Source organism: Kaistella carnis (assembly GCF_003860585.1).
Taxonomy (GTDB): domain Bacteria; phylum Bacteroidota; class Bacteroidia; order Flavobacteriales; family Weeksellaceae; genus Kaistella; species Kaistella carnis.
In genome coordinates, this window is record NZ_CP034159.1 from 1,000,234 (window position 1) to 1,013,727 (window position 13,494).

The following is a 13,494-nucleotide window of genomic DNA, read 5'->3' on the forward strand; positions in this document are numbered from 1 at the left end:
CGGTAATAAGCAATACATAAAACTCAATTTTGGGAATTTAGACTAAAACCTAAAATCCACTCCCTAAAACCTACCTATCATGAACGCAGATCAAATGTTTAAAGAAAGTATTACGCAAAAAGAAAAATTCTGGGCAGAACAGGCAGAACAAATTGAATGGTTTAAAAAACCAAAACATATCTTAACCGACGATGGTGAAAATTACCCAACTTGGTTTGCAGAGGGTGAATTAAATACCTGTTTTCTGGCAGTTGACAAACATGTCAATGATGGATTTGGGGATCAGGTTGCCATTATTTACGATTCTCCGGTGACGAACAAAATCATCAAATATACGTACAGCCAAGTTTTAGAACATGTTTCAAAATTTGCGGGCGGCCTGAAAAAATTAGGTTTAGAAAAAGGTGATACCGCGATCATTTATATGCCAATGATTCCCGAATCTGTATTTGCCATGTTGGCTTGTGCGAGATTAGGCGTTACCCATTCCGTTGTTTTTGGTGGATTTGCGCCACAGGAATTAGCCATCAGAATTGACGACTGTCAACCAAAAGCGATTATCACCGCAAGTTCCGGAATGGAAGTTTCCCGCAGAATTCCGTATTTGCCTTTTGTGAAAGAAGCAGTTTCGATGTCCGAACATCAACCAGAACATATTGTGGCTTTTGATAGAAAACTACTCGGAAATCGGGTTGATTTTAAAAACGATTCTTCATTGGTTGATTTTGAAAAGTTAATGACTGAATCAGAACCAACCGATTGTGTTTCCGTAAAATCTACCCATCCACTCTATATTTTGTACACTTCCGGCACTACTGGAAAACCAAAAGGCGTTGTTCGTGATAATGGCGGACATGCCGTTGCGATGAAGTTTTCAATGCAGAATATTTATGGTGTAAAAGAAGGTGAAACTTTTTGGGCAGCTTCTGATATTGGTTGGGCAGTTGGACACAGTTATTCGGTTTATGGTCCATTAATTAACAGAAATACAACGATTATTTTTGAAGGAAAACCAGTTGGAACTCCAGATGCCGGAACATTCTGGCGGGTTATTGAAGAGCACAAAGTTTCGGTCATGTTTACAGCACCAACCGCAATTCGTGCCATTAAAAAAGAAGATCCGGAAGGAAAATTTATTAAGAAATATGATCTCTCATCGTTGAGAACGCAGTTCTTAGCGGGCGAAAGATGTGATGTTGCAACGCTCGATTGGTATGATGAATTTGTGGGAGTTCCGGCAATTGACCATTGGTGGCAAACTGAATCAGGTTGGCCGATGTTGGGATTAATGCCGGGAGTTGAAGATGTTAAAATTAAAAGAGCATCCGCTGGAAAACCAATTCCGGGTTATGATATTAAAATTTTCAGCGAAGAAGGTTATGAACTCGAACCGCATCACGAAGGTTATTTGGTGATCAAACTTCCTTTGGCTCCAGGAGCGATGATGGGAATTTGGGGCGATCCGGAACGTTTTAAATTTGGATATTTATCCAGATTTCCTGGGTATTATTTTTCCGGAGACGGCGCCATTAAAGATGAAGACGGTTATGTTTTCGTAACAGGACGAGTTGATGACGTCATAAACGTCGCAGGTCACCGACTTTCTACCGCAGAAATGGAAGAAGTTGTGTCTGCTCACAAAGAAATTGCAGAATGTTGTGTGGTCGGAATTGATGATGATTTAAAAGGTCAAATTCCTTTCGCCATTGCGGTTTTAAAATCAGGTTCGGAAGGGGATGAGAAGACTTTGGAGAAGGATCTTGTTTTATTGGTTCGCGAAAAAATAGGCGCTGTGGCGTGTATGAAAAATGCTTTGGTGGTCAATCGTTTACCGAAAACGCGGTCTGGGAAAATTTTGAGAAAACTGATTCGGACGATGTTGGATGGAAAGGAATATCAAATGCCTTCGACGATTGATGATGAAAGTGTTGTGGAGGAATTGCAGTTGAAAATGGATGAATATAAAAAGAAGTATTTGTAAATTGTTGTGTCGATTGTTTAACGCTTTTTTTAACGCAAAGACGCAAAGAATTTATTAATAATGCTGCATAAAATTACGGGCGCAAAGGCGTTTCACTTAGCAAAGCGTTTTGAATAATAAAAGATTTGTGCGTGAGAAATTTACCCATTATGATATTAAGTGAAAATAAAATTCATCAACGATGAACTAATAGGGAAATAAAGTAATTGGAAATCCTTCATCCAGCCACGAAGTGGCGTAATCAATAGCATAGGGCGTAGCCCTATGAGTTTATGAATGAAAAAAACTAAGTTATATTTAAACAAAAATTGGAATAAAAAGAACGGGTCGTAACTAGCCCTGATAGAAGCGGTTACCCCGGAAAAAGCGTTGGGAAAAAGCTTGGTGTGAGGAATATGAGCGGATAGCAGGTTCCCGGCTCCTAAATAAAATTAGAATTAAAAAAAATTAAATATTATGAAAAATTACGTGATAGACGATTTGCCGGACTATTTTAAACAGTATAAAAAATCGATTAAAAACCCGAAAAAATTCTGGGATAAAGTGGCTGATGAGAATTTTGTGTGGTATCAACGGTGGTCCAAAGTGGTGGATTACAACATGGAAGACGCTAAAATTCAGTGGTTTAAAAATGCAAAACTTAATATTACAAAGAATTGTATCGACCGGCATTTGAATGAGCGTGGCGATAAAACAGCAATTATTTTTGAGCCGAATGACCCAAAAGAGGAGGCGCAACATATTTCCTACAGCGAATTGCGCGACCGGGTTTGTAAAATGGCGAATGTTCTGCGTGATCAGGGCGTTCAGAAAGGTGATCGGGTTTGTATTTATTTGCCGATGATTCCGGAACTGGCGGTTTCGATGTTGGCTTGTGCAAGATTGGGCGCGATTCACTCGGTGATTTTTGCAGGATTTTCGGCCAACGCTGTGGAATCCAGAGTCAACGATTGTGGAGCGAAAATGATCATCTGTTCGGATGGAAGTTACCGCGGTACAAAATCAATTGATTTAAAAGGAATCATCGATGAAGCCGTAGAAAAATGTCCGACCGTGGAAAAAGTTTTGGTCGTAAAAAGAACCGGCGGCGAGGTGAACATGAAAGAAGGAAGAGATCTTTGGTTGGCTCCTCTTTATGACAAAGCGCCTTCTGATTTTATTTCGGTGATCATGGATGCGGAAGATCCGCTGTTTATTTTATATACGTCCGGCTCGACTGGAAAACCGAAAGGAATGTTGCACACCACCGCTGGTTATATGGTTTATACAGCGTATACTTTTAAAAATGTTTTCAATTACAAAGAGAATGATATTTATTGGTGTACCGCCGATATCGGCTGGATTACAGGACATTCTTATATTTTGTACGGACCGTTATTGAATGGCGCAACAACGGTTATTTTTGAAGGCGTACCAACTTACCCTGAACCGGATCGGTTCTGGGAAGTGATTGAAAAACATAAAGTGACGCAATTTTATACGGCTCCGACAGCGATTCGTGCCTTGGCAAAAGAATCTTACGAGTGGGTTGAAAAACACGATTTGTCGAGTTTAAGAGTGATCGGATCTGTTGGTGAACCGATTAATGATGAAGCTTGGCACTGGTATAACGATCACGTCGGCAAGAAAAAATGTCCGATTGTTGATACTTGGTGGCAAACTGAAACTGGAGGAATTATGATTTCGCCCTTGCCTTTTATCACGCCGACGAAACCTACTTATGCGACTTTGCCGTTGCCGGGAATTCAGCCTGTTTTAATGGATGATAAGCGAAATGAAATTACTGGAAATCAAGTGGATGGCAATTTATGTATCCGTTTTCCGTGGCCGGGAATTGCTAGAACAATTTGGGGTGATCATCAACGATATAAGGAAACTTACTTCACGGCTTTTCCTGGGAAATATTTTACGGGAGATGGCGCTTTGAGGGACGAAGTTGGTTATTACAGAATCACCGGACGTGTCGATGACGTGATCATTGTTTCCGGACATAATCTGGGAACTGCACCGATTGAGGATAGTGTGAATTTACATCCAGCCGTGGCGGAATCTGCGATTGTCGGTTATCCACACGATGTGAAAGGAAGTGCGCTTTACGGTTTCGTGATGTTGAAAGACAGTGGCGAAGATCGTGACAGAGATAATTTGAGAAAAGAAATCAACAACGTGATTTCTGATACGATTGGACCGATCGCGAAACTGGATAAAATTCAGTTTGTTTCTGCCTTGCCAAAAACCCGCTCCGGGAAAATCATGCGTCGTATTTTGAGAAAAATTGCGGAAGGTGATTTTGCTAATTTCGGCGATACTTCTACGTTGTTGAATCCGGAGATTGTGGAGGAGATTAAGAATGAGAAAATTTAAGATTGTTGGGTGATGGATGTCTGATGATGGATGTTTAAAATCTCACAATAAATTACAAAACCTTGCGGAAACGTGAGGTTTTTTTGTTTTTTTACCGCAAAAGAAACAAAAGAAATGTCGCTGGAAATTTAGACATTCAAAAGATTGCATAAGAATAATACAAAAAATCACCATTAAAATTTTGGTTAAGGAGTTGATGATTAAGATTTCCTACGGAATTGAAAACTAATGTTTGCTGTTCAGCATCGTGCTTTCAAACTTTAACTATTGTGTTAAAAAGCAAATGATAAACGTATACAACAAAACTTTTGTGACTTTGTGGTAAAATTTTTTACTACATTTAAATAAAAATTGAAGAATTCAAATTGCGCTACCGAAGTCATCATCATTGGCGGTGGTTTAGCAGGTTTAACAAGCGCGATACACCTCACGAAAATGGGTTGTAAAGTCATTGTTATTGAGAAGAATTCTTATCCAAAACATAAAGTCTGCGGCGAATATATTTCGAATGAAGTCCTTCCCTACTTTGAGTGGCTCAATGTAAATATTGAAGAATTAAAACCGACTCACATTACATCATTACAATTTTCATCAGAATCTGGACGGACGATTGAAACTAAACTTCCGCTTGGTGGTTTTGGAATTAGTCGTTATACTTTAGACCACGCACTTTATTTAAAAGCCCTTTCACAAAAATGTCAGATTGTTGAAGATCAAGTGAATGAAGTCATTTTTAAAGATGATTTTTTTGAAGTTCATTTGACCTCAGGAAAAACTTTGACCACAAAAATAGTTTTAGGTGGATTTGGAAAAAGATCAAATTTAGATTTAAAAATGAATCGCGATTTTCTAAAAAATAAATCTCGGTGGTTAGCGGTAAAATCTCATTACAAAGGAGAATTTAAAAAAGATGTTGTGGGTTTGCACAATTTTAAAGGTGGTTACTGCGGCGTTTCAAAAGTGGAGAATAATTTGCTCAACATCTGTTATTTAACTAATTTTAAATCGTTCAAGAAATATAAAAACATTGAAGAATTCCAGGAAAAAGTAGTCGCTCAAAATCCTCATTTAAAAAAGATTTTAGAAAATTCAACTTCTGTGTTTGAAAAACCTTTGACCATCAGTCAAATCTGTTTTGAGAAAAAAGAAAATGTAGAAAACCATATTTTAATGATGGGAGACACTGCAGGATTAATTCATCCATTATGCGGAAATGGAATGGCGATGGCAATTCACAGTGCAAAATTGGCTTCGGAAGAAACAATAGATTTTTTATCCGGAAAAATTTCGAGACAGGAAATGGAAAGAAATTATTCTTCGAACTGGAATAAAAATTTCAAACAAAGATTATGGTATGGCCGAATTTTAGGTAGTATTTTAGAACATTCAAAACTCTCCGAAGTTTTGACAAATTTAATAACCCATCTTCCTTTCCTACTTCCTATTATCATTAGAAAAACGCACGGAAAAGAAATCAATATGACTCAAAATTAATGGCTTTAGATACGACGTACAGAACAGATCTTGAAGAATCGATGGACGATTTCTCGATGGATAATGACGGATTAGTGACCGCTTTGGATGACATCGCCAGAATTAATCAATTACTGGGCGGAAACTCGGTGACTTTAGAAGGCGTTAAAACTTTAATCAAAGATTTTCCAAAAGATAAAACCATTACCATCATGGATTTTGGTTGTGGTAGCGGTGATATGCTGCGAATGTTATCAAAATTTGGAAAAGAAAATAATTTAAATTTCCAGTTAATTGGTATTGATGCCAATGAAGCAACGATTCGACATGCTGAGAAATGTTCGGAGGAGTTTGAGAATATCACCTATTTAGCAGAAGATATTTTTCTCTACGATTTCTCAAAATATAATATTGACATTGCTTTGATAACGCTTACTTTACATCACTTTAAAGATGATGAAATTTTAAAAATAATGCGTGTAATTTTAAATTTGGTGAAAAAAGGAATCGTCGTCAATGATTTACAAAGAAGTAAATTGGCTTACCGACTTTTTCAGGCAATTATCTTTATCTTTAGATTAGAAAAAATGACCGCGGAAGACGGATTAATTTCTATTTTAAGAGGTTTCAAAAGAGAAGATTTAGAAAAATTTTCAACCGAATTAGGATTAAAAAAATACAGCATCAAATGGAAGTGGGCTTTTCGCTACCAATGGATTATCACAAAAACTAATTAATAAAAGTTACGGATTGCTTCGTACCTCGCAATGACATATGAGTGTAAAAATAGTTACCGTTGCCAAGCAACTCCCAAAATATTCCCGAAAAACTTCCGAAGTTTTACCCTTTTTAGATCAATGGTTAGTAAACCAAGACAGCCGTTTTGTGCGTAAAGTCAAAAAGATTTTTGAAGGTGCCGCAGTTGACGAAAGGTATTCCATTATGGATCCAATTGAAGTTTTCACAGCAACATCTTTTGAAGACAAAAATAATATTTATGCTCGGGAAGTTGTTTTATTAGGCGAACAGGTTTTAGATAAATCTTTGAAAAAAGCCAATTGGGATCCGCAATCTTTGGATTATATTATCACCGTAAGTTGCACCGGAATTATGATTCCGTCTCTTGATGCTTATCTGATCAACAAATTAAATCTACGCCAAGACATCGTTCGTTTGCCCGTAACCGAAATGGGTTGTGCCGCCGGAGTTTCCGGAATTATTTATGCCAAGAATTTCTTACAGGCAAACCCAGGAAAACGTGCTGCAGTAATTGCGGTAGAAAGTCCGACCGCGACTTTTCAACTGGAAGATTTTTCCATGGCAAATATTGTAAGTGCTGCGATTTTTGGCGACGGCGCTGCTTGTGTCCTTTTATCGTCAGAAGAAAATGCAGAAGGTCCAGAAATTCTAGCGGAAGAAATGTATCATTTTTATAATAATGAACATATGATGGGTTTCAAACTCACGAATTCTGGATTGCAAATGATTTTAGATATTGAAGTTCCCGATACCATTGGTGAACATTTCCCCAATATTATTCATCCTTTTTTGGCCAAACAAAATTTAGAAATTAAAGATGTTGACTATCTGATTTTCCACCCAGGTGGAAAGAAAATCGTTCAAATGGTTGAAGGTTTATTTTCTAAGTTGGGAAAGAATATTGATACCACAAAAGAGATTTTAAGATTGTACGGAAACATGTCAAGCGCAACTGTTCTTTATGTTTTAGAAGAAATCATAAATCAAAAACCGCAGAAAGGCGAGAAAGGTTTAATGTTAAGTTTTGGACCTGGATTTTCTGCACAAAGAGTTTTATTGCAATGGTAAGAAGATTTGAAAATACAAATTATTGGACTGTGATTTTGGGCGGGAGTTCAGGATTAGGTTTAGCTTCTGCAAAAAAATTAGCAAGCGAAGGAATGAATATTTGTATTCTACATCGCAGTTCTCGTGCAGAAATGGAATCCATTAATAAAGAATTCTCAGCCATTAAAAATGAAAATATTCAATTTTTAAGTTTAAATAAAGATGTCTTAAATCTGGAACATCAACAGGATATTTTAACGGAATTAAAAAATGTTTTAGGTTCGGAAGGAAAGATTCGATGTCTTTTGCACAGCATTGCCAAAGGAAATTTGAAACCAATGATCGGAGATGAAAATGAAAGCCTTTCTGCCGATGATTTTGCGATTACGCTTCAAGCCATGGCAATCAGTTTATACGACTGGACGAAATTAATTTTCAATGATAATTTATTTGCGGAAGACGCAAGAATTGTTGCTTTCACAAGTGAAGGAAGTTCAAAACCCATCAATAACTACGGAGCAGTTTCCGCTGCAAAAGCCGCTTTGGAAGCCATCTCCAGAAATATCGCTTTGGAGTTTGCTCCATTTGGTTTACGATCAAACTGTATTCAGGCCGGAGTAACGGATACTCGTTCTTTGCAAATGATTCCGGCCAGTGAAGAAATAAAAGAACACACCAAAAAACGCAACCCTTTTAAAAGATTAACCACGCCGGAAGATGTGGCAAATGTGGTCAGTTTATTATGTACTAATGAAGCCGCTTGGATTAACGGTTGTATAATTCCCGTCGACGGTGGCGAACATTTAAGTTAAATGAATACCACAGAAATTTTAGAAAAACTGCCCTATTCTACTCCATTTTTATTCGTGGATGATTTGGTGAGCGTTGACGAAAATGGCGTGACTGGAACTTTCACTTTTAAAGAAGATTTAGATTTTTATAGAGGTCATTTTAAAAACAATCCAATTACTCCCGGAGTTATTTTAACTGAAACAATGGCGCAAATAGGATTGGTTTGTTTAGGAATTTTTCTGGTTGGAAATGATTTGACTGAAGAAAGTCAGATTGGTTTAACATCAACAGATATTGAATTTCTGAAACCCGTTTTTCCGGGTGAAAAAGTGACCGTGATTTCTGAGAAAATATACTTTAGATTTAATAAATTAAAATGCAAAGTGAAAATGCTGAATGAAAAGTTAGAAATCGTTTGTGAAGGGACAATAGCGGGAATTATTAAAGTGAATTAAAATGGAAAGACGAGTTGTCATCACGGGATTAGGAGTCGTTGCACCGAATGGAGTTGGTTTGGAAGATTTCCGGTCTGCTTTAAAAGAAGGTCGCTCTGGTATTCAGTTTGATCAACAATTAGCCGACTTACAATTTTCCTGTCAGGTTTCCGGAACTCCGCCTATTGATAGAGAAAATTTAAGCAAATATTTCACCGATTTAGAATTACGAAATTTTAACTCAACCGGAATTCTTTACGGCGTGATCGCAGGTTTAGATGCGTGGAACGATGCGGGATTAAAACCATCAAAAGATGAAAGTCCTGATTGGGAAAGCGGCACTATTTTCGGCGCCGGAACTTCGGGGATTGAAAAATTTCGGGAAAGTATTTATAAAATAGATGCGTTTCAAACCCGAAGATTAGGAAGCACCGCTGTATCACAAACTATGAATAGCGGAATTTCTGCTTATCTCGGTGGAAAGTTAGGTTTAGGAAATCAAGTCACGACCAATTCTTCTGCGTGTACCACAGGAACAGAAAGTGTTTTAATGGCTTTTGACCGAATCAAAGCAGGAAAAGCAAAACGCATTTTAGCAGGTAGCACGAGTGATTCAGGTCCTTATATCTGGGCAGGTTTTGATGCGATAAAAGTTTGTAATTACAAATCGAATGAAAATCCAGAAAAAGCATCTCGACCGATGAGTGCCTCTGCAGCGGGATTTGTTCCCGGAAGTGGGGCCGGTGCTTTGGTGATTGAAGATTTGGAATCCGCTTTGGCAAGAAATGCCAAAATCTATTGCGAAATTCTGGGTGGAAATCTGAACAGTGGCGGTCAACGAGGTGGTGGAAGTATGACCGCACCAAATTCTACAGCGGTTCAAAAATGTGTAAAAGATGCCATTTTGGAATCCGGAATTGAAGCAAAAGACATCGATTATATCAGCGGACATTTAACGGCGACTTCAAAAGATGCTACCGAAATTGAGAATTTATCATCTGCTTTAAATCGGTCCGGGAAAGATTTTCCTTACATCAATTCACTAAAGGTGTCGACAGGACATTGTCTTTCTGCAGCAGCCAGTATTGAATGTGTGGCAACGGTTTTACAACTGTCTGAAAATTTTGTCGCACCCAATATTAATTGTGAAGATTTAAATCCAGAAATTTCTGCAATTATTGATGAGGAATGTATTCCACAAAAATTGATTAAAAAAGAGATCAATATTGCGGCAAAAGTAAGTTTTGGTTTTGGCGATGTGAACGGATGTATTATCTTTAAAAAATATTCTTAATAAAAATCAATTCTAGATATGAACAAGGAAGAGGCTATTCAAAAACTAAAAGAAATCGTAAAACCTTATGTGAAAAATGAGGAGGCTTTAGCAAACATTAATGAAGATACAGATTTCATCAACGATTTAAATATTAATTCCGCCAATTTAGTTGATGTAATTTTAGATGTCGAAGAAGTTTTTGATATTGAAATCGATGCCGATTCTATGGAAAAAATGCGGGATGTAAAATTTGCTTTGGCTGTTATTGAGGAGAAACTTGCCGCAAAGTAATTTTTTATTAATTTCATTTAGAAGATTTCTTAAACACAAATGTCACAGATGATTTCAAAAATGACACAAAATCGCATCATTAAGTTTTAGTAAACACTTAAGATGATGAACATTTCCTTCAGGAATTTCAAACTTGATTATTTGCACTTTCATATCTCATAACAATTTGTGCTTTTACAAGAAAACTCAAAGTATTACTATATTGAAAGCACCTTAAAACATAAAAAAATTTTGTGCCTTTTGTGGTTTAAATTCCTTTTTAAGAGCGAAATCATTTTCCTATTGCACCCGAAAATCTTACCTTTGCAAAAACAAAAAGTAATATGAAATTTTTTATCGACACCGCTAATCTCGAGCAAATTAAAGAAGCACAGGATTTAGGAATTTTAGATGGAGTGACCACCAATCCATCATTGATGGCAAAAGAAGGAATCAGTGGAAAAGAAGCAATTCTGAACCATTACAAGACCATTTGCGAAATCGTTGACGGCGCTATTTCTGCGGAAGTTTTAAGCACCACTTATGAAGAAATGATTAAGGAAGGTGACGAATTAGCAGCGATTCACCCAAATATAGTGGTTAAAATTCCAATGATCAAAGACGGTATTAAAGCTTTAAAATATTTTTCAAATAAAGGAATCAAAACCAACTGTACTTTGATTTTCTCTGCCGGACAAGCTTTATTGGCGGCAAAAGCCGGAGCGAATTATGTTTCTCCGTTCTTGGGAAGACTTGATGATATTTCAGTGGACGGAATGAACTTGGTCGAAGAAATCAGAATGATTTTTGATAATTATATGTTCGATACTGAAATTCTTGCAGCGTCGATCCGTTCGCCAATGCACATCATCAACTGTGCTAAAATTGGTGCAGATGTGATTACTTCACCTTTAGATTCAATTCTTAATTTATTGAATCACCCATTGACTGACAAGGGTTTAGCACAGTTTGTAGCTGATGCTAAAAAAATGGGATAAGAAGAATTTTTCTATTTAAAATAGCTAAACCGTCTGAATTCTCAGGCGGTTTTTTTTTGTACCAAAAATTATTATATCGCTTATTGATATCTTCTATTAAATTAAATTTCACACAATTTAATTGCGTAGTATATTTGCACTTGTAAATACGAACTAACAAAATTAATATCAATGTCATTAATAGAAAATTTAAACTGGAGACATGCTGTAAAAGCTTATGACCCTTCAAAAAAAGTATCACAAGAAGACCTTAATAAAATATTAGAAGCCGCGAGATTGGCTCCGACCTCGTCAGGATTACAACCTTTCCGTGTGATCGTGGTGGAAAACCAGGAACTGAAAGAAAAAATGGTCCAGGGTGCGTTGAATCCAGAAGTGATGAAAGACAGTTCACACGTTTTGGTTTTTGCAGCTTGGGACCGCTATTCCGACTCGAAAATCGACGAGGTATATGATTATCATACCGATGTGAGAGGTTTACCAAGAGGAAGATTTGGCAGCTACACCGATAAACTAAAAGAGATTTATGGTGCCCAAACTGCTGAGGAGCATTTCTCGCACACCGCAAGACAAACCTATATCGCTTTAGGCTTAGCCATGGCACAAGCTGCAGAATTAAAGATTGACAGTACGCCGGCCGAAGGTTTCAGCAATGAAGTGGTTGACGAAATTTTAGGCTTGAAAGAAATGGCCTTAAGAAGTGTAACTCTACTTTATTTAGGATATAGAGACGAAGAAAAAGATTACTTGGCTCACATGAAGAAAGTGAGAATTCCGATGGAAGAATTTATCATTCAAAAATAATACGCTTATCTACTCTTTTTAATTTCAAATGATGGAAAATTTAAACACGCCAAAATTAGGAGACCAGTTATGCTTTCCATTTTATCTGATCGCCAAAGAAATTACAGGAATGTACCGTCCTTTTCTGGAGGAATTAGACATTACCTATTCCCAGTATTTGGTGATGATGGTTTTGTGGGAATATGAAAGATTAACGGTGAATCAAATTGGTGAAAAATTACATCTGGACAGCGGAACATTAACGCCATTATTAAAAAGACTCGAAGCAAAATCATACATCATCAGACATCGGAAGAAAGAAGATGAACGTGTAGTTGAAGTTTTTCTGACGGAAGAAGGAAATCAACTTCAAAAAAAAGCCTGTATCATTCCCGGAAAAATGCAGGAAAAACTCAATTTATCAGAAAGTGACTTGGTTGAATTGAAAGCAACAGTAACGAAATTATTAAAAATAATAGAAAAATAAGAAATATGAAAACATTGTATACAACAAGCGTAACAGCGCAAGGTGGCCGTGACGGACACGTAAAAAGTGAAAACGGAATTTTAGAAATGGATGTTCGAACTCCAAAAGCTTTAGGTGGCGCAAGTGATGACTTCGCGAACCCCGAAATGCTTTTTGCAGCGGGTTATTCCGCGTGTTTCGACAGCGCCTTAAACTTGGTCATTAAAAAATCAAAGATCGAAACCGGCGAAACTACCGTAAAAGCAAAAGTAAGCATTGGTCAAATTGAAAATGGCGGTTTCGGCTTAGCCGTAGAATTAGATGTAAATGTTCCCGGTGTTTCTTTAGAAGAAGCGCAGTCTTTGACAGAACAAGCTCATCAGGTTTGTCCTTACTCGAACGCAACAAGAAATAATATTGAGGTTAAACTTGCGGTGACCAATAAATAATTCAGTTCTCTTCAGATTTATCAAAAACACATCAATTATATATAGCAGATTGAATCGATTCTGAGATTTAATCAAAATTAAAAACGGCATAACTTTTTTAAGTTGTGTCGTTTTTTTTATGAAGATAATCTACTGGATATTTTTTTTCAAGCAGATTTACTCAATTTAAAATTCACAATCTCTAAAAAACAAAAAAGGATAAAAAATTAATTTTATCCTTTTTATGTGACCGCGAAGGGATTCGAACCCCCAACCCTCAGAGCCGAAATCTGATATTCTATCCAGTTGAACTACGCAGCCATTTTTCAATTCAGTAGTTGAGCTTTTGCGTGATTGAGTTTTTAAGTTTTAAAACTATTGGACTATTTCTATTCAAACACTCCCGATTCAATTATCCGCCAC

Annotated in this window: 13 protein-coding genes and 1 tRNA gene; 13 read left to right on the forward strand and 1 reads right to left on the reverse strand. The window is 37.0% G+C overall.

All coding sequences use genetic code 11. The features are described from left to right. Window positions 1-79 precede the first annotated feature (79 nt). The 13 genes from EIB73_RS04480 to EIB73_RS04540 all read left to right on the forward strand — a co-directional run bounded on the left by EIB73_RS04480 (window position 80) and on the right by EIB73_RS04540 (window position 13,092). Window positions 80-1,981 (forward strand): AMP-binding protein, encoded by a 1,902-nt coding sequence (locus EIB73_RS04480; RefSeq protein WP_125023031.1) that lies wholly within the window; start codon window positions 80-82, stop codon window positions 1,979-1,981. A 456-nt stretch (window positions 1,982-2,437) separates the two neighbouring features. Then, window positions 2,438-4,345 carry an acetate--CoA ligase gene (acs, locus tag EIB73_RS04485; RefSeq protein WP_125023033.1) on the forward strand — a complete coding sequence of 636 codons (1,908 nt, stop codon included), beginning with the start codon at window positions 2,438-2,440 and terminating at the stop codon, window positions 4,343-4,345. A 351-nt stretch (window positions 4,346-4,696) separates the two neighbouring features. Then, window positions 4,697-5,839, forward strand: a complete 1,143-nt coding sequence (locus EIB73_RS04490; RefSeq protein ID WP_125023035.1) for an NAD(P)/FAD-dependent oxidoreductase — start codon at window positions 4,697-4,699, stop codon at window positions 5,837-5,839. Further along, the gene (locus tag EIB73_RS04495) at window positions 5,839-6,555 is read left to right on the forward strand and encodes a methyltransferase domain-containing protein (RefSeq protein ID WP_125023037.1); all 717 of its coding nucleotides are present in this window, start codon (window positions 5,839-5,841) and stop codon (window positions 6,553-6,555) included. The genes EIB73_RS04490 and EIB73_RS04495 overlap by 1 nt, the downstream gene beginning before the upstream one ends. 37 nt (window positions 6,556-6,592) lie before the next feature. After that, entirely contained in the window at window positions 6,593-7,645 is a 1,053-nt protein-coding gene (locus EIB73_RS04500; protein ID WP_125023039.1) for a type III polyketide synthase, read from the forward strand. After that, window positions 7,639-8,436, forward strand: coding sequence for an SDR family oxidoreductase (locus EIB73_RS04505; protein ID WP_125023041.1), 798 nt, complete (start codon window positions 7,639-7,641; stop codon window positions 8,434-8,436). Before EIB73_RS04500 ends, EIB73_RS04505 begins: the two co-directional genes overlap by 7 nt. Next, window positions 8,437-8,871, forward strand: coding sequence for a 3-hydroxyacyl-ACP dehydratase FabZ family protein (locus EIB73_RS04510; RefSeq protein ID WP_125023042.1), 435 nt, complete (start codon window positions 8,437-8,439; stop codon window positions 8,869-8,871). A 1-nt stretch (window position 8,872) separates the two neighbouring features. Beyond that, entirely contained in the window at window positions 8,873-10,144 is a 1,272-nt protein-coding gene (locus tag EIB73_RS04515; protein WP_125023044.1) for a beta-ketoacyl-[acyl-carrier-protein] synthase family protein, read from the forward strand. Window positions 10,145-10,162: 18 nt separating this feature from the next. Beyond that, the gene (locus EIB73_RS04520) at window positions 10,163-10,417 is read left to right on the forward strand and encodes an acyl carrier protein (RefSeq protein ID WP_125023046.1); all 255 of its coding nucleotides are present in this window, start codon (window positions 10,163-10,165) and stop codon (window positions 10,415-10,417) included. 323 nt (window positions 10,418-10,740) lie between these two features. Then, the gene (fsa, locus tag EIB73_RS04525) at window positions 10,741-11,394 is read left to right on the forward strand and encodes a fructose-6-phosphate aldolase (RefSeq protein WP_125023049.1); all 654 of its coding nucleotides are present in this window, start codon (window positions 10,741-10,743) and stop codon (window positions 11,392-11,394) included. Window positions 11,395-11,565: 171 nt separating this feature from the next. Then, on the forward strand, window positions 11,566-12,198 hold the full coding sequence (locus EIB73_RS04530; protein WP_125023051.1) for an NAD(P)H-dependent oxidoreductase: 633 nt from the start codon (window positions 11,566-11,568) through the stop codon (window positions 12,196-12,198). Between the two features lie 31 nt (window positions 12,199-12,229). Continuing rightward, window positions 12,230-12,664, forward strand: a complete 435-nt coding sequence (locus tag EIB73_RS04535) for a MarR family winged helix-turn-helix transcriptional regulator (protein WP_185144630.1) — start codon at window positions 12,230-12,232, stop codon at window positions 12,662-12,664. A 5-nt stretch (window positions 12,665-12,669) separates the two neighbouring features. Then, window positions 12,670-13,092 (forward strand): organic hydroperoxide resistance protein, encoded by a 423-nt coding sequence (locus tag EIB73_RS04540; protein ID WP_125023055.1) that lies wholly within the window; start codon window positions 12,670-12,672, stop codon window positions 13,090-13,092. A gap of 226 nt (window positions 13,093-13,318) precedes the next feature. On the opposite strand, the gene EIB73_RS04545 is transcribed toward EIB73_RS04540, so the two are convergent. Then, window positions 13,319-13,392 (reverse strand) — tRNA-Arg (locus EIB73_RS04545). Window positions 13,393-13,494: the final 102 nt, after the last annotated feature.